An 18063-nucleotide genomic window follows, 5' to 3' on the forward strand; every position below is an offset into this window, starting at 1 on the left:
TTTTGTGTAGGTCTATATTATGACTGAGTAAGCTGCTGATGCAAGCTTTGCAAGGACTGTACTTCCAGTTCCTGCATATGCGCCATGCCGATACACGCAGCCTTGGCACCGGCCAGGGTGGTGTAATACGTTACCTTTTGCTGCAAGGCACTGCGACGAATTTCATAGGAATCCGCCACGGCTTTCTTGTCTTCCGTCACATTGACAATAAAACTGATCTCGCCGTTCTTGATCATGTCGACAATATGCGGACGACCTTCGGCCACCTTGTTGACGGGAGTGACTTTGAGGCCAGCGTCAGCCAGCGCTGCCGCAGAACCCTTGGTCGCCACCAGTTGAAAGCCGAGGTTTGCCAGTGAGCGTGCAATCTCGATGACCTTCTCACGGTCTTCGCGACGCACGCTGATGAACGCCTTGCCCGCTTTGGGCAACTTGGTACCGGAACCCAGCTGGGATTTCACAAACGCCTCGGCAAAGGTCTTGCCTACGCCCATGACCTCACCCGTCGACTTCATTTCCGGGCCGAGGATGGTATCAACGCCAGGGAACTTGATGAAGGGGAATACTGCTTCCTTGACGGAGTAATACGGCGGCACGATTTCCTTGGTGACGCCTTGCTGCTTGAGGGTCACGCCCGTCATGCAGCGCGCAGCCACTTTGGCGAGTTGCAAGCCACAGGCCTTGGAGACGAAAGGCACAGTACGCGAAGCACGGGGATTCACCTCCAGCACATAAACCACATCGCCCTGAATCGCGAACTGCACATTCATCAGGCCGACCACGCCAAGCGCCTTGGCCATCTGCACGGTCTGCACGCGAAGTTCATCCTGCATCGCCTGCGTAAGGCTGTAAGGCGGCAGCGAACAGGCTGAGTCACCAGAGTGCACGCCTGCCTGCTCAATATGTTCCATGATGCCGCCGATGATGACATCCTCACCATCCGACAATGCATCCACGTCCACTTCCAATGCATCGTTCAGGAAGCGGTCCAGCAATACGGGGGATTCATTCGATACCTTGACGGCTTCGCGCATATAGCGCTCAAGTTGCGCCTGCTCATGCACGATTTCCATGGCACGACCACCCAGCACATAGGATGGACGCACAACCAATGGGTAACCAATTTCCTGCGCCAGGCGAATGGCTTCTTCCGGTGTACGTGCAGTGCGGTTAGGCGGCTGCTTCAGGCCCAGTTCCTGCAGCATTTGCTGGAAGCGCTCACGGTCTTCAGCACGGTCAATGGCGTCAGGGCTGGTGCCGATAATCGGCACACCGGCTTTTTCCAGATCACGTGCCAGCTTCAGTGGTGTCTGACCACCGTATTGCACGATCACGCCAACCGGTTTTTCCAGTGCCACGATTTCCAGCACATCTTCCAGCGTCAGCGGCTCGAAATACAAACGATCAGAGGTGTCATAGTCGGTAGAAACAGTTTCCGGGTTGCAGTTGACCATGATGGTCTCGTAACCATCTTCACGCATGGCAAACGCCGCGTGCACACAGCAGTAATCAAACTCGATACCCTGACCGATACGGTTAGGACCGCCACCCAGCACCATGATTTTCTTGTTGGTGGTCGGTTGCGCTTCGCACTCATCTTCATAAGTCGAATACATGTAAGCGGTATCAGTGGCGAATTCGGCAGCGCAGGTATCCACGCGCTTGTAGACCGGGCGCACATTGAGTGCCTGGCGATAAGCCCGCACCGCGTGCTGATCGGTACCCAGCAACTTGGCAAGGCGACGGTCAGAGAAGCCGCGGCGCTTGAGCTGGAACAGCAGATTCTTGTCCAGATCGGCCAGGCCCTTACCTTTCAGTGCCTCTTCGCGCGCGATCAGATCGGCAATCTGTACCAGGAACCACTTGTCAATCTTGGAAAGCTGATGCACCTGCTCTACGGTCATGCCAGCACGGAATGCATCGCCCACATACCAGATGCGCTCAGGACCAGGCTCGCCCAGCTCCTTGTTGATCTGGTCTGTATCGGTTGTTTTTTCGTCCAGGCCATCAACACCCACTTCCAGGCCGCGCAGGGCTTTCTGGAAGGATTCCTGGAAGGTACGGCCAATGGCCATGACTTCACCAACAGACTTCATTTGCGTTGTCAGACGTGAATCGGCCTGCGGGAATTTCTCAAACGCAAAGCGTGGAATCTTGGTGACCACGTAGTCGATGGATGGCTCGAACGAGGCCGGTGTTGCACCACCGGTAATTTCATTGCGCAGCTCATCCAGCGTAAAGCCAACCGCCAGCTTTGCTGCCACTTTGGCAATCGGAAACCCGGTGGCCTTGGAAGCCAGTGCAGAAGAGCGCGATACGCGGGGATTCATCTCAATGACGATCATGCGACCGTCGTCAGGATTGATGGCGAACTGTACGTTGGAGCCGCCAGTGTCTACACCAATCTCGCGCAATACCGCCAGCGAGGCGTTACGCATGATCTGATATTCTTTATCGGTCAGCGTTTGTGCTGGTGCCACGGTGATGGAGTCACCAGTATGCACGCCCATAGGGTCCAGGTTTTCGATGGAGCAGATGATGATGCAGTTGTCCTTGCTGTCGCGGACCACTTCCATCTCGTACTCTTTCCAGCCCAGCAGCGATTCTTCAATCAGCAGCTCGCTCGTAGGCGATGCCTCTAGACCGCGTTCACATATGGCAAGAAACTCTTCTTTGTTATATGCAATACCACCGCCGCTGCCGCCCATAGTGAACGATGGACGAATGATCGCTGGGTAGCCAATACTGGCTTGTACCTGCAATGCCTCTTCCAGACTATGGGCAACCGATGAACGCGCAGAGCCCAGACCGATCTTGGTCATGGCTGTCTTGAATTTCTCGCGGTCTTCCGCTTTGTCGATCGCTTCTTTTGAAGCGCCGATCAGCTCAACATTGTATTTTTCCAGCACGCCATGCTTGGCCAGATCCAAGGCACAGTTCAATGCGGTTTGGCCACCCATGGTCGGCAGCAAGGCATCCGGACGCTCAATGGCAATGATCTTTTCCACCATTTTCCAGGTGACGGGCTCGATATACGTCGCATCCGCCATTTCTGGGTCGGTCATGATGGTGGCAGGATTCGAGTTCACCAGAATGACGCGGTAACCCTCTTCACGCAAAGCCTTGCAAGCCTGAGCGCCAGAGTAGTCGAACTCGCAAGCCTGGCCGATCACGATCGGGCCAGCGCCTATGATGAGGATGGATTTGATGTCTGTACGTTTTGCCATATGTTCTTTAAACCGCTGGTGAGCGCCGAAACCCACCACTGCACGCCGGTTTCTGGCATGCGTGGCGCAGCCCGGCGGTTAATTTGTTTTTTGCTTTTCCATCATGTTGATGAATCGATCAAACAGGTAGGACATTTCCACAGGGCCCGGGCTTGCTTCCGGGTGCCCCTGGAAACTGAATGCTGGCTTGTCGGTACGGGCAATGCCCTGCAGACTGCCATCAAACAGTGATACATGCGTAGCCCGCAGGTTAGCCGGTAGCGAGCTGGCATCCACCGCAAAACCGTGATTCTGGCTGGTAATGAATACGCGCTGGTCGTCGGCATCCTGCACAGGATGGTTGGCGCCATGATGGCCAAACTTCATCTTCAAGGTACGCGCACCACTCGCCAAAGCCAGCAACTGGTGGCCAAGGCAGATGCCGAACGTGGGCACACCACGATCAACGACGGTACGGATAGCCTCAATCGCATAATCGCAAGGCTCAGGATCCCCAGGGCCATTGGAAAGGAAAATACCGTCAGGATTCAGCGCCAGGGCATCTTCTGCAGAAGCCTGTGCTGGCAACACCGTCACCTTGCAACCGCGGGCCGTCAGCATGCGCAGGATATTGCGCTTGACGCCATAGTCGAACGCGACCACGTGGTAACGGCTGGCCTCAGGCTTGGCATACCCCGAACCCAGCACCCACTCCCCCTCATCAAAGGTATAAGACTGGGTACAGCTGACTACCTTGGCGAGGTCCATGCCAGCAAGACCGGGGAAAGCACGTGCCAATTCAATCGCCTTGGCCTCATCAGCCTCGCCGGTAATAATGCAACCAGCCTGGGCACCTTTTTCACGCAGAATGCGTGTAAGTTTGCGGGTATCAATATCGGCAATCGCCACCACATTATTGGCAGCCAGATAGTCGGAAAGTGTTTGTTGACTGCGCCAGCAGCTATCCGTCAAAGGAAGGTCGCGGATGATCAATCCACTGGCATATACCTGACCGGACTCGACATCTTCGGTATTAACACCGACGTTGCCGATATGCGGATAAGTCAGGGTGACGATCTGCTTGGTGTAGGAAGGATCAGTGAGGATTTCCTGATAGCCCGTAATGGAAGTGTTGAACACCACCTCGCCAACCGTATGGCCTTGGGCACCAATCGAAATACCACGAAACACAGTTCCATCAGCAAGAACCAACATGGCTGGTGTGTGTTGCGGCACGTTCTAACCCCTTGTTTTTCAATGTTGACGCTAAGATAACAGCGGATGTGCAAAGCGGGACAAGTTCGAACTTATCCCGCCTGTAAAGTTTCAAGATTATAGCCTAAAAGGCTACTCTCTTCAACGCGACCTTTCACTTCAACATGAATTAGCAGCTTCTTGCAGTGGGCTCGCTCAAACCCGGTCAACACTGCACAAAAAGACGCAATACGCGCGCGGTGTCTGCTTACTTGAGCGACAAGACATCCCGCATATCAAACAAGCCGCTGCTGCGCCCCGTCAGAAATTTGGCTGCGCGCAACGCCCCCAGCGCAAAGGTGGCGCGACTGCTCGCCTTGTGGGTCAGCTCGACACGCTCACCAATACCTGCAAACAATACGGTGTGATCACCAACCACATCACCGCCACGCACGGTGGCGAACCCAATAGTGCTGGGATCCCGCTCGCCTGTCACGCCTTCCCGGCCATACACCGCACAACTCGCCAGATCGCGTCCCAACGCCTCGGCCGCAGCTTCGCCTAATCTCAAGGCAGTGCCAGACGGCGCATCCACCTTGTGCCTATGGTGTGCCTCAATAACTTCAATGTCGTAACCTTCGGACAGCACCTTGGCTGCCTCCTTGACCAGATTGATCAGCAGCGTCACGCCCACGCTCATATTGGGAGCAAACACCACCGCAATATCCGCCGACGCCGCTTCAATCAGCTGCTTTTGCTCAGGGGTAAATCCAGTGGTGCCAATGACCATGGCAACCCCCGCCTCACGACAGGCCTGCAAATACTGCAAGCTGGGTTCCGGGCGCGTAAAGTCCACCAGCACATCCGCACCAGCCAGCGCGGCTGCAACATCATGACTGATCAATACGTCGGTTTTTCGACCGAATTGCTCGCCTGCGTCACGCCCCAGCTGAGGACTGTCTGGACGGTCCAGAGCGGCATGCAGCTGCAAGGCCTCATCGGCAAACACCCCCTCCAGCAGGGCATATCCCATACGCCCACTGCAACCAGCGATCACTACATTCAGTTTTTTCATGACATCCTCACAAAACAAAACAGACCTCCCGTCGGAGGTCTGCCCAAATTACACATTAATGCCGCCACGCTAGTGGCGAAGCGTCTTAGAAACCAATCTTTTCCAGCATGCGCTCAAAGTAGCCAGGGTCTTCTTCTGGCGGCAAATCCTCTTCAGGCGCAGGCTTGGAAGCTGCTGCTGGAGCCGCCTTGGCAGGTACAGACTTGGCAGCAGGCGCTGAAGTCGCATTGCCCGAGGCCGACGGCGCGGCCTGCTTGGCAGGGGCAGCCTGAGTAGCGGCGGGAGCTGCTGCCGCTGGCTTGCTTGGCACTTGCTTGCTTGGCGCCGGTGCAGCAGCAGGTGCATCCTGCACTACCGCTGGTGCAATAGGCTCAGCCGGGTCACTTACATCGGATGGGCGGGCAGGCGACGAAGCAGGTGGATTGACCAGCATGGGGTCAAGCGCATCCTTGCTGGATGGCGTCTCGGCCACGGCGGGGGCAGTCGCAGCTGCAGCGCCAGCCGTGGCAGCTTCATCCGACTTCCAGAATTTCAGACGGTCCCACAAGCCTTTTTCTGGCTCCACTGAGCGACGCTGCAACTCAGGCACCGTGGGATCAACACCTGCCGGGATAGTATCGCCACGAACACGCTTCAGCTGCTCGTTCTCAAACTCAAGTATGACGCGACGCTGCTGAATGATCTTTCCATCCTTGCGATACTGATAGAAGTAATCCCAGCGATCGCCGTGGAAACTATCCTGCAAAAGCGGGGTCCCCATCACAAATCGCGCTTGCGATTTGCTCATGCCGGGCTTCAATTGCATCAACATTTTGGAGGTGACAATGTTGCCCTGCTGGATGTCCATGCGATAGGGCTTGAACGACGGAAATGCCGAACTGCAGGCGGCACATAAAAAGGTCAGTAAGAGAATTGTGTAGCGCATTACCATGACTTTGGCTGGAAATGGCGTTAATATACCATGACAGCCAGACGCCAGAACACCAACATCCCAAATACTAGTTGAGTACCGAAATCATGCGTGAACCCGATGAATTAAAAAATGCCGGACTGAAGGCGACCCTGCCGAGACTGAAGGTGTTGAGCCTGTTCGAAAACAGCAAAGACCGTCACTTGTCCGCAGAAGATGTTTACAAGATATTACTGTCCACCGGTGAAGATGTAGGCCTTGCCACCGTCTACCGCGTGCTTACCCAGTTTGAACAGGCTGGCCTGCTGATCCGCCATCATTTTGAAAGCGGCAAGGCCGTGTTTGAACTGAATCAGGGCGGTCACCACGACCACATCGTCTGTATCAAGTGTGGCCGTGTAGAAGAGTTTTTTGATGAAGAAATCGAAAAGCGTCAGAAAATGGCCGCCACCGAACGCGGTTTTACCATTCAGGACCATTCCTTGTACATCTATGGCGTCTGCACCAAGCAGCCCTGCCAACCCAAGTAAGCGCTAGGCTTTAGCCAGCATCTCGGCCGCGTGCTGCAAGGTGGTTTCGGTAATATCCACGCCACCCAGCATGCGCGCCACTTCACTGATACGTTCATTCGCACTCAAAGGATCAATCCGGCTCAGGGTTAATCCATCCTGCTGACGCTTGCTCACGCGCAGGTGTTGCTGCCCCTGGGCGGCGACCTGTGGAAGATGGGTAATCACCAGCACCTGACGTTCCTGCCCCAGCTGCTTCAGTAACTGGCCGACAATTTCCGCCACACCACCGCCAATACCGACATCCACTTCGTCAAAAATCATGGTGGGAATATCGCCTTGTTGCGCAGTCACCACGCGAATGGCAAGGCTGATACGTGACAATTCACCGCCAGATGCCACTTTGCTTAATGGCCTTGGTGCCGTACCGGCGTGCCCGGCGACCAGAAACTCGACCTGCTCCAACCCCTGCGCAGATGCCTGCTGCTCAGCAAGCGCCACCTCGAAGCGTCCGCCAGAAAGCGACAGCCGCTGCATTTCGGTACTGATCAATGCGGACAGACGTTGCGCCGCCACCTGACGTTCCTTGCTCAAGCGCTGAGCCAGGTCATGATAAGTCTGCCATGCGGCCTTTTCCTGCTGCGCCAGCTGACCATCATCGACCATCAATTCAAGCTCGGCCATGCGCTGCTGCCATTGCGCCATCAGCTCCGTCAACTCTTCCGGCCGGAAGCGATGTTTGCGCGCCATGCCGTGCAAGGCCTGAATGCGCGACTCCACCTCGGCCAAGCGCTCAGGATCCAGCTCAGTACGCTGCAAATAGCGATTCAATGATCGGTCAGTTTCTTCCAGCTGAATGATGGCGGAATCCAGCGTATCGGCCGCTTCCTTGAGGGTTTCATCCAGCTCGACCAGCGCCTGCAATTTATGCTGCAATGCGCTGAGTTGCGGCATGACGGAATATTCACCTTCACTCAATATCTGCCGACAAGCCTCCCCGCCAGCAATAAGGCCAGCACCATTGGATAGCCGTGCATACTCCTGCTGCAAGGGTTCCCACTCATCGGCCACCGGCGCAAGCTGACCAAGCTCACGGAGCTGATCACGCAGCTCCGCCAGTTCATCCGCATAAGCCGCGGCATTCTGCTCGGCCGCCAGGCGCCGCTCATGCAAGGCATGCCAGGCATGAAAGTGCTGTGCGACATCTGCCGCCAAGGCCGATTGCCCGGCATACAGATCCAGGGTCTGACGTTGATAACTGGTCTTGAGCAGCGAATGATGGGCATGCTGGCTGTAAATATCGACCAGGAATTCGCCCGCCTCACGCAATTGCTGCACGGTTGCCGGCATGCCACCAATAAAAGCCTTGGAGCGACCATCGGCATAAATCACGCGGCGCAGCAACAGCTGCTGGTCATCCGACGGCAGCTCATGCTCATCCAGCCATTGCTGCAAATCAGGCAAACCCGCAATGTCAAAACTGGCGCTGATATCGGCGCGATCACACCCACTACGGGTCACGCCACCCTCGCCTCTTGCACCAAGTGCCAGAGAGAGCGCATCAATCAGGATGGATTTGCCCGCACCGGTTTCGCCGGTCAATACGGTAAAGCCGCGATCAAACTCGAGGTTGAGTTGATCGACAATGACGAAGTCGCGGATAGTGAGTGTCTGTAACATGGTGTCCTGCTGCGATGATGGGTGGGAATCAACCCCAGTTGAGCTTTTCCCTGAGCATGTCGTAATGGCTATGGCCAAGCAAGTGCAGAAGCGTGACGGTTTTTTTCGCCCGCTCTACCAGTATCCTGTCGCCCTGCTGCAATTCAAACTGCATCTGGCCATCCAGATGCATACGCACATCCGGCGCTTGCACCACGGTAATTTCCACTTTGCTATGGCTGCTGATGGCGATGGGCCGATTACTTAAGGTATGGGGGCAAATCGGCACCAGCGCAATGGCATCCAGCATAGGATGCAGAATCGGACCACCGGCAGACAATGAGTATGCCGTCGTGCCTGTGGGGGTCGCCAGAATCAAGCCGTCGGCGCGCTGGCGATGCACGAACTGGCCATCGATATGCACCTCCAGCTCAATCAGCCGTGCCATGCCATTTTTATTGATGACCACATCATTCAGCGCCCGCCCCTGATGCACCGGTTCACCGTTACGCATGACCGTGGCCGACAGCAAAATGCGCTGCTCGGTCTGATATTCGCCTGCCAGAATCAGGCTCATGGCTTCGCACATGGATTCAGACGTGATATCTGTCAAAAACCCGAAGCGGCCACGATTCACGCCAACGAGCGGAATCTGATAATCCACCAGAGAACGCGCGACGCTCAGCATGGTGCCATCGCCACCAAGCACCACGGCAAGGTCAGCATAGGCGCCGATCGCGTTGATATGCACCGTCGTGTAGCCCTTGATCTGGGATTGCTCGGCGGTTTTTTCCTCAATGAAAATACCAATCTGCCGCTCCGCGAGAAACCGGGCCAGCGCGAGTATCTGCTCGCGCATTTCGGGGTTCATGTATTTCCCGATCAGCGCTACCGTTTGGAATGCATTTTTCATGGCATGCATTTAATCATAGATAAGATAAGCACAGAAGAGCGCCGGTACGATGTGCGTCAACCGACCGCTGAAATTTCCCCATCCTAAGCGTGCAAACATTGCATGCAGTACAGAGGCCGGCTACCCAACTTTGCGTACTTTATCCCCCGCCCATGCTGGCCTCGCCTTCCTGAACAACCAAAAACCGACATGAATTCATCAACATAATAAAATTGTGCTCAGCAAGCACAGGCCTTGCATGGTAACCGCCACCCAAATAATCATTGAACAGGTTACCCCGCATGAGTCTCAGCAAACGCCACCAGTCCAGGCTGTTATCGCATTTTCTGCTGTTAAGTTACCTGATGGTGCTGCTGGTATCTGTTGACTCGATCGCTTTTGATACCGCTTACGCCACCAGTCCGGGCGCGCTGGTCTTCATCACGGTGGCCTTTCTTTGCTATGGCGGGCTTTATCTTCTTCCCGCCATCGTGCTCACCCGGCTGATGTTCAGCCTTAGCAACTGGCGACGCCAGCCCGACCAAGAGGCAAGCACGCTAGCATCCAGCCTGGTCGCCATTCTCACGACCGGCACCACCTTGCTGCTGCTGTTTGCCAATGCCAAGGTATTTGAGCTTTATGGCATGTTTATCAATGGCTTCATCATTAATCTGGTGATGACACCGGGCGGCTTGCTATCCCTGGGTGGCAGCGGCGCTTCCAACACCGGCTTTGCCTTGATCGCTGTGGGTTTTTTTGCAGTGCAGGGTGGGCTTTTCTGGCTGATCCGGTGGGGCTATCTGCGCACACTGCAACATCAATGGCTGCCCGCACGCATGTATCTTTACACGCTGGCGATGCTGGCGCTGACCACTTTTGGCATCCACTTCACTTACGCAGCCAATGACGCATTCGGACGCAATGCCATCATGTCGCTGACCGATACCATTCCGTTTTTCCAGCATGTGACCAGCCGCCACTTCTTCGCCAAGCTGGGCTATGAAATCAAGCGCGGCCCCAAGCTGGATGTCAAAGGCCGACTCAATTACCCCATGGCACCGCTGCAGATCACCACGCCCGCCAAGCCCTACAACATTATCTGGCTGACTTCAGAATCCTGGCGCGCCGATATGCTGAATCCGGAAATCATGCCCGCCACCTGGCAGTTTGCTGGTCAGGCGGCCCGTTTTACCCACAACTACAGCGGCGGCAACGGCACGCGCATGGGCGTGTTTTCCATGTTTACCGGCATTCCCGGCAATTACTGGTTCACCTTCCTCAAAGAGCAACGTGGCGCCGCCATCATTGATGTGCTGCAGCAAGAGCATTACCAGATGAGCTTGTACACCAGCGCCATGTTCTCGTATCCCGAATTTGAGAAAACCATCTTCAGCCATGTCGCCACTGAAAAACTGCATGCGCTGCAAAAAAATGGCAAGCCAGGCTGGGAAAATGACCGCACCAATGTGACAGACATGCTCAACTTCATCGACAAGCGTGACCCCGGCAAACCGTTCTTTACTTTCATGTTTTTTGAGTCGCCACATGCACGCTATTACTTCCCGCCTGAAAGCGTGATTCGTCGGCCTTACGAAGATGACATCAATTACGCCACGCTAGACAAGACCACCCTGAAAAAGAACATGCCTGGCATCAAGAGTCGCTACCTTAATTCGGTGCATCACCTGGATAGCCAGTTTGCGCGGGTGTTTGATTACCTGAAACAACATCAGTTACTGGATAGTACTATCGTGATACTGGTCGGTGACCATGGCGAAGAGTTCATGGAACACGGCTACTGGGGTCACAACTCAACATTCGTAGATCAGCAGATCCGCACACCGCTGGTACTGTGGGTGCCCGGGCAAGCCGCACAGGTATCTGACAAGATGACCAGCCATATGGACATCGTCCCTACCCTGATGCCATTACTCGGTGTGAGTAATCCCGTGTCGGATTACGCCATAGGCTACAACCTGTTTGGTGAAGAACAGCGTACTTATGCGTATGTATCGGACTGGAGCAAGATCACCTATATCGATCAGGATGTCAAAATCACCCAGCCCGTCAGCATTGATGGTTATGCAGGCAACCGCATCACCACCGCCGACGATAGACCGATTCCGATTGAGCAGGTAGCCCGCATCACCCAGCAAAAACAGCCTGCCACGCTGCAGCTCATGCAGGATTTATCGCGCTACATGGTGAAAGAGCATCCCAAGCCGCAATAAGCCTCTCGGGGGTGCGTAATACTTATTGCGCTCCTCCTGCTTGTACCGGATAATTTTCAATGATGGGCAACCCGCCCGCCACAGACATTCGGTACAAGTGACTACTCTGGATAAACGCGCACAAATTCTGCTTAAAACGCTGGTTGAACATTACATCAGCGATGGTCAGCCCGTGGGATCGCGCACGCTTTCAAAATGCTCCGGGCTGGACCTCAGCCCCGCCACCGTGCGCAATGTCATGTCCGACCTTGAGGAGATGGGCTTCATTGCCAGCCCGCATACCTCGGCGGGCCGCGTTCCCACTCACCGTGGCTACCGTTTCTTTGTTGATACCCTGCTCACCATCAAACCGCTGCAAACACAAGAAATCCAGCGGCTGGAAAGCGAGCTTTCCTCTCCCGACCCACAAGAGCTGATTTCATCTGCGGCGGGCCTGCTCTCTAGCCTGACGCAGTTCGCCGGGGTGGTCATGATCCCCCGTCGCAAGTCGATTGCCTTCAAGCACCTGGAGTTCCTGCCGCTTTCGGATACCCGGCTGCTGGTCATTATCGTCACTTCTGACGGCAATGTGCAGAACCGCATCATAGTCACCGATAAAGCCTACAGCGCGGCCGAGCTCACCCAGGCCAGCAACTTCTTCAATGCCAATTACTCGGGCAGCACGTTTGAGGATGTGCAGAAAAAGCTGCACGAAGAATTGAAACAGATGCAGTCGGACATGAACCGCCTGATGGCCGCCGCACTGGATGCCAGCAGCAAGGCGCTGGATGAAGATCGCGACAATGTGGTGATTTCCGGTGAACGCAACCTGCTGCAGGTAGACGAGCTGTCGACCAATGTTACCTCGCTACGCAAACTGTTCGAGATATTCGAGCGCCGAACATCGCTGATGCAGTTGCTGGACAATAGCCAGCGCGCCGAAGGCATCCAGATTTTTATTGGTGGCGAATCCGGTTACCTGCCGCTGGATGAATGCAGCATGGTAACCGCACCCTATGAGGCCAATGGCCAGATCGTCGGTACGCTAGGCGTCATCGGGCCTACTCGCATGGCTTATGAGCGTGTCATTCCGATTGTTGATATTACGGCCAAGCTGCTTTCCAGCGGCCTGTCCATGAAATAACCATGTCGCGCCCCTCCAGCTTTCAGCTACTGAACAAATCCACCTTGCACATAGGGGCCACCATCCGCCATCCCCTGTTTGACGCCAAGGGACTGCTGGTATCGCCTGCGGGCCAGGTGATCCAGGATGCTGCCATGCTGGACGAGTTGCGGGCGAAAGATCTCTACGTCGACAGCGAGATCAGTGGCGACCAGAACCCCATCGAATCCATGCAGAAAAACGGCAAGGATATCAAGGTGGAAACTGTGGATGCCAGCAAGGAAAACATCACGCGCCAGCTGGCAATCGGTGACAACATCCAGCTTAAATTCCTGACCACGTCCGGCAGCCAGGATGCCTTCTTCGTCAAGTTTCTTGGCGGCTTGGCCCAGCGCAGCATCGTCTGCAGCCTGCCGGTCGTGAATGATCGTGTCATGTTCATCAAGGAAGGCAGCGCCTTTTCGGTATCGCTGTTCAGCGGCCGCAATGTGTATGCCTTTACCACCACAGCCGAGGTGGTGTTTAGCCGACCCTATCCCCATATGCACCTGGCTTACCCGCGCACGGTGACCATGTCGAAAATACGGCGCTCGCAACGCATTCAGGTCAACATCATCACCTCTTTCACCAACCTTTCCACCCTGCTCAAGAGCAAGGCATCGGGCATGCTGGTTGATATCAGCATGGGTGGTGCACTGGTCGAATCTACCGAAGGCGTGGGCCAGGTCGGGCACGAACTGGAATGCAATTTCAAGCTGCACATCAACGGCACTGAAACTTTTTTCAGCTTGCCCAGCCATATCTGCAGCCAGCGCACCGTGCAGACCGACAGTGGCAAGCTGGTCATACAGCAGGGTCTGGAGTTCGATGACATCCCCTACCAGCAGAAAATCCTGCTGCAGAACTTCATCCTGCAATCCATTTCCAACATTCAACTCGGATAACACCGCATGAAAAAAACCATGGGGGCCTTTGATCATGCCACCCTGCCGAAAACCGGCATCCTCCTCGCCAACCTGGGTACCCCGGATGCGCCTACCACCAAAGCCTTGCGCCCTTACCTCAAGCAGTTCCTGAGTGACCGGCGCGTGGTTGAAATCCCGCGCATTATCTGGTGGCTGATCCTGAACCTGATCATCCTGAATCTGCGCCCGCGCAAATCCGCTGAAAAATATGCGCAAATATGGACCAGCGAAGGCTCGCCGCTACTGGCAAATGCCCGCAAGCAAACGGCACTGCTGCAGGGTTTCCTGAGCCAGCGCATTGCATCGCCTTACGCTGTTGAACTGGGCATGCGCTATGGCAATCCTTCGATTGCATCGGCCATTGCCAAACTACAAGCACAAAACTGCACGCGCATTCTGGTGTTTCCGCTTTATCCGCAATACGCGGCAAGCAGCACCGCCTCGGCGCTGGATGCGGTTTGGGACACATTGAAGCAAACACGCAACGTGCCGGCGATTCGCACCATACGCAATTACCATGACCATCCGGCTTACATCAAAGCGCTGGCAGATAGCGTGCGCGAATACTGGTCTATCAATGGCAAACCGGAAAAACTGGTCATGAGTTTTCATGGGGTGCCACGTTACACACTGGATAAAGGCGACCCTTATCATTGCGAATGCCACAAAACCGGCCGCCTGCTGGCAGAGGCACTGGGGCTAAGCAAGGATCAGTACCTGATCGCATTCCAGTCGCGTTTCGGCAAAGCGGAATGGCTAAAACCCTATCTGGCTGCCACGCTTGAAAAACTGGGTAAAGATCAGGTCAAACGTGTTGATGTGGTTTGCCCTGGCTTCTCCAGTGACTGTCTGGAAACCCTGGAAGAAATTGCCATGGAAGGCAAGGAGATTTTCCAGCATAACGGTGGTGGCGAATACCACTACATTCCCGCCCTGAATAGCCGCGAGAGCTGGATACACGCCATGTGCGACATTGCCCTCGATAATCTCCATGGCTGGGTAAGTATCGAATGGGATGCCGAACATGCGCGCCAGGAAGGCCTGAAAACGGCCCTGCGCGCCCAGGCATTAAGCGAAAGCAAGGCGGATGTTTGAGCTTCACTGAAGCTTGCGGCAGTCCCTGCCAGTGAGCGGTTTGCTATACTTGCAACCTTGCAGGCAAGTCGCATGGGCAGCGCCGCTGTCGCCACGCCCAGACCCCGGCTGACTGGCAGGTTAGAAACTTCACCCGCCACCCCGGACATGCGGTGACATTCACCGTGTGCCCCAACCTCGCAGAATTGGATACATAGCGCATGATAGTAATTACCGGCGGCGCCGGCATGATAGGCAGCATGATTGCCTGGCACCTCAATACCCAGGCAGGTCGCGATGACCTGGTGATCGTTGATCGCCTGCATCATCCCGAGCAATGGCAGAACCTGGTACACCGAAAGTACGCCCAGTATCTGGACAAGGACGAACTTGCCGGCTGGCTGGAGCAAGGCCACAAGGTCGACGCGGTGATCCACATGGGGGCCATCAGCGCCACCACCGAGCGCGATTTCAACAAGCTGGTCCAGGACAACATCCACTTCAGCCAAGCCCTCTGGCAGTATTGCGCCGACAAGGGCATCCCCTTTCTCTATGCCAGCTCCGCAGCGACATACGGCGGTGGTGAAAAAGGCTATGTGGACGATGAGTCCTCCATCGATAGCTTGCGCCCGCTGAATGGTTACGGCTATTCCAAGCAGTTTTTTGATCAATGGGCACTGCGTCAGGTCCGCACACAACAAGCCGTGCCACCGCAGTGGCAAGGCTTCAAGTTTTTCAATGTATACGGCCCCAATGAGTACCATAAGGAACGCATGGCCAGTGTGGCGTTCCATACCTTTAACCAGTTCCGCGAACACGGCACGGTCAAGCTGTTCAAGAGCCATGTCGAAGGCTATGCCGATGGCATGCAGCTGCGTGACTTTGTCTATGTGAAGGATGCTGCAGCCGTGGTTGCCCACTTCCTGCTGCAGGGTGGTGCTTCCGGCATTTACAACATTGGCACCGGCAAGGCACGCGCCTTCCGCGACCTGGCGACCAATGTCATGACCAGCATGGGCAAAACGCCTTCCATCACCTACATCGACATGCCGCAGGATTTACACGGCAAGTATCAGTACTTTACCGAAGCCAGCATGCAGAAACTGCAGGCTGCGGGCTATACCAACGCTTTCCATACGCTGGAAGAAGGCGTACGCGATTACGTGCAGAATTATCTGCTTCAGGCAGACCCTTACGCATAAGGCTGAGCAATATGACTCCCATTGAAAATTTACAGCAAGCCCTGTCCCAGCATGCCAGCGTGATGGCACAGCTGGAACCCATGCTGCCCCAAATCGCCGAAGTAGCCCAGGTCTGGCGCAACTGCCTGGCGAATGGCGGCAAGATCTTGTTCATGGGCAATGGCGGCAGTGCCGCCGACAGCCAGCACGTGGCAGCGGAGATCGTCGGCCGCTACAAGAAAGAACGCAAAGGCCTGCCCGCCATTGCCCTGACGACCGATACCTCCATCCTGACCTCGGTGGGCAATGACTACGGCTTTGATTTCATTTTCTCGCGTCAGGTCGAAGCCTTGTGCCTGCCGCAGGATGTGGTGGTCGGCTTTTCCACCTCGGGCAATAGCGCCAATGTGGTCCGCGCCATTGAAACGGCCAAGGCCATCGGCGCCAAGACCGTCGGCATGACCGGCGGCAGTGGCGGCAAACTGGCTGCGCTCTGCGATTATTGTCTGACCATGCCGTCATCCGATACGCCACGCATTCAGGAAGCCCATATTTTTATTGGCCATAGCCTGTGCGATCTGCTGGAAGCCGATTAGCAATGTCGAACTTACTGATCAGCACCGTCAAAGAGCGCTTTGGGCAAGGCGACGGCTGGGCGCTTGTCATTGGCGATCTCATGCTGGATCGCTACCTGATAGGCGAAGTACAGCGCATCTCGCCGGAAGCCCCTGTACCGGTGGTATTGCTGAAAGAGCGCAACGAACGCGCTGGCGGTGCAGCCAATGTCGCCGCCAATCTTGCTTTGCTCGGCATTCCGACCCGCATCTGTGGTGTGGTGGGGCATGACGTGGAAGCGCAAACCCTGCTGGCACTGATGCAGACGGCCAATATTGGCACGACGGGCGTGATGCACAGCGGCGAGCGCCCGACCATCACCAAGACGCGGGTACTGGGTGGCATACAGCAAATGATGCGCCTGGATCAGGAAAGCAGCGCCGCTTTCAGTGCCGATGAAAAGCAACAACTGCAACACCATGTCGATGATCTGCTGGCGCAACAGCCCGCGATGATCATTCTGTCCGATTACGCCAAGGGCGTGCTGGGTGCCGAATTGGCGCAGCATGTCATCAAGCACGCCAAACAGCACGGCATCCCCCTGCTGGTAGACCCCAAGGGACGCGATTACAGCAAATATCGCGGCGCCACGGCATTGACCCCGAACAAGCGCGAAACCGCCGAGGCCTGCAATGTCAGCGGGCAGGACAATGCGGCATTGCTGCAAGCCGCCGCAGAATTACGCAACACGCTGGCGCTGGATTTCCTCGCGGTTACCCGCGGGGAAGAAGGCATCAGCATGATAGAGGCGGACGCGACCAGCCATATCCCCGCCACCGCCAAACAGGTATTCGATGTCTCTGGCGCGGGCGATACCGTTATCGCAACGCTGGCCGCAGGCATGATGCACGGATTGCCACCGCACCAGGCATTACAGCTGGCAAATATCGCGGCTGGCATCGTGGTCGGCAAGGTCGGCACCGTGCCCATTTCACGTGAAGAGCTGCTGAACACTTTATTGAGCGCTGAAACCGCCAGTCAGGCCGACAAGGTGTGCAATATGGAAACCCTGCTGGCAAGAGTAGCGGCCTGGCGCCAGGCTGGTGAAAAAATCGTCTTCACCAATGGCTGTTTTGACCTCCTGCACGCAGGGCATGTGACTTATCTGGAGGCCGCCAGCAAGCGCGGCACCCGCCTAATTCTGGGATTGAACACCGATCGCTCCGTGAGCGCGCTCAAAGGCCCTACCCGCCCCGTTATCCACGAGATGGACCGGGCACGTGTATTGGCCGCGCTGGAAGCCATCGACGCCGTGATCCTGTTTGACGACGACACGCCGCTTGAACTCATCAAGGCCATACGCCCCGATGTGATCGTCAAAGGCAGTGACTATCGTGAGGACCAGGTAGTGGGCGGCGCTGAAGTCAAATCCTGGGGTGGCGAGATCGCGCTCATCCCGGTCGTCCCCGGTCGCAGCACCAGTGGAATCCTGGAAAAAATCGCCAGTTAG

At 55.8% G+C, this 18063-nt stretch carries 14 protein-coding genes; 8 read left to right on the forward strand and 6 right to left on the reverse strand.

From position 1 onward, the window contains the following. Positions 1-17: 17 nt before the first annotated feature. The 4 genes from carB to MPQ_RS09265 all read right to left on the reverse strand — a co-directional run bounded on the left by carB (position 18) and on the right by MPQ_RS09265 (position 6400). A complete protein-coding gene (gene carB, locus MPQ_RS09250) occupies positions 18-3227 on the reverse strand; it encodes a carbamoyl-phosphate synthase large subunit (RefSeq protein WP_013442663.1) in 3210 nt (1069 codons plus the stop codon). Positions 3228-3305: 78 nt separating this feature from the next. Next, on the reverse strand, positions 3306-4421 hold the full coding sequence (gene carA, locus MPQ_RS09255; protein WP_369750486.1) for a glutamine-hydrolyzing carbamoyl-phosphate synthase small subunit: 1116 nt from the start codon (positions 4419-4421) through the stop codon (positions 3306-3308). Positions 4422-4668: 247 nt separating this feature from the next. Then, positions 4669-5475, reverse strand: a complete 807-nt coding sequence (dapB, locus tag MPQ_RS09260; protein WP_041362251.1) for a 4-hydroxy-tetrahydrodipicolinate reductase — start codon at positions 5473-5475, stop codon at positions 4669-4671. Between the two features lie 85 nt (positions 5476-5560). Beyond that, on the reverse strand, positions 5561-6400 hold the full coding sequence (locus MPQ_RS09265) for an outer membrane protein assembly factor BamE (RefSeq protein WP_238525295.1): 840 nt from the start codon (positions 6398-6400) through the stop codon (positions 5561-5563). A gap of 92 nt (positions 6401-6492) precedes the next feature. On the opposite strand from MPQ_RS09265, the gene fur reads away from it, so the two are divergent. After that, positions 6493-6915 (forward strand): ferric iron uptake transcriptional regulator, encoded by a 423-nt coding sequence (gene fur / locus MPQ_RS09270; RefSeq protein WP_013442667.1) that lies wholly within the window; start codon positions 6493-6495, stop codon positions 6913-6915. 3 nt (positions 6916-6918) lie between these two features. Here the strand turns inward: fur and recN are convergent, their stop codons facing one another. Both recN and MPQ_RS09280 read right to left on the reverse strand, forming a co-directional pair. Continuing rightward, positions 6919-8574 carry a DNA repair protein RecN gene (gene recN, locus MPQ_RS09275; protein ID WP_013442668.1) on the reverse strand — a complete coding sequence of 552 codons (1656 nt, stop codon included), beginning with the start codon at positions 8572-8574 and terminating at the stop codon, positions 6919-6921. Positions 8575-8602: 28 nt separating this feature from the next. Further along, complete coding sequence (locus tag MPQ_RS09280) at positions 8603-9466, reverse strand: NAD kinase (RefSeq protein WP_041362253.1); 864 nt, start codon at positions 9464-9466, stop codon at positions 8603-8605. A 281-nt stretch (positions 9467-9747) separates the two neighbouring features. Here MPQ_RS09280 and MPQ_RS09285 point away from each other — a divergent pair, with 281 nt between their 5' ends. From MPQ_RS09285 to rfaE1, 7 genes are all read left to right on the forward strand, one after another. Next, the gene (locus MPQ_RS09285) at positions 9748-11676 is read left to right on the forward strand and encodes a sulfatase-like hydrolase/transferase (RefSeq protein ID WP_013442671.1); all 1929 of its coding nucleotides are present in this window, start codon (positions 9748-9750) and stop codon (positions 11674-11676) included. Positions 11677-11782: 106 nt separating this feature from the next. After that, entirely contained in the window at positions 11783-12799 is a 1017-nt protein-coding gene (gene hrcA, locus MPQ_RS09290; protein ID WP_041362792.1) for a heat-inducible transcriptional repressor HrcA, read from the forward strand. Positions 12800-12801: 2 nt separating this feature from the next. Next, positions 12802-13722: a flagellar brake protein gene (locus MPQ_RS09295; protein WP_013442673.1), complete on the forward strand. Its 921-nt coding sequence runs from the start codon at positions 12802-12804 to the stop codon at positions 13720-13722. 6 nt (positions 13723-13728) lie between these two features. Beyond that, positions 13729-14838: a ferrochelatase gene (hemH, locus tag MPQ_RS09300; protein WP_013442674.1), complete on the forward strand. Its 1110-nt coding sequence runs from the start codon at positions 13729-13731 to the stop codon at positions 14836-14838. Positions 14839-15038: 200 nt separating this feature from the next. Then, on the forward strand, positions 15039-16019 hold the full coding sequence (rfaD, locus tag MPQ_RS09305) for an ADP-glyceromanno-heptose 6-epimerase (protein WP_013442675.1): 981 nt from the start codon (positions 15039-15041) through the stop codon (positions 16017-16019). A gap of 11 nt (positions 16020-16030) precedes the next feature. Further along, positions 16031-16594 (forward strand): D-sedoheptulose 7-phosphate isomerase, encoded by a 564-nt coding sequence (locus tag MPQ_RS09310; RefSeq protein WP_013442676.1) that lies wholly within the window; start codon positions 16031-16033, stop codon positions 16592-16594. Between the two features lie 2 nt (positions 16595-16596). Next, positions 16597-18063 carry a D-glycero-beta-D-manno-heptose-7-phosphate kinase gene (rfaE1, locus tag MPQ_RS09315; protein WP_013442677.1) on the forward strand — a complete coding sequence of 489 codons (1467 nt, stop codon included), beginning with the start codon at positions 16597-16599 and terminating at the stop codon, positions 18061-18063.

Source organism: Methylovorus sp. MP688, from assembly GCF_000183115.1.
GTDB classification, from domain to species: Bacteria; Pseudomonadota; Gammaproteobacteria; order Burkholderiales; family Methylophilaceae; genus Methylovorus; species Methylovorus glucosotrophus.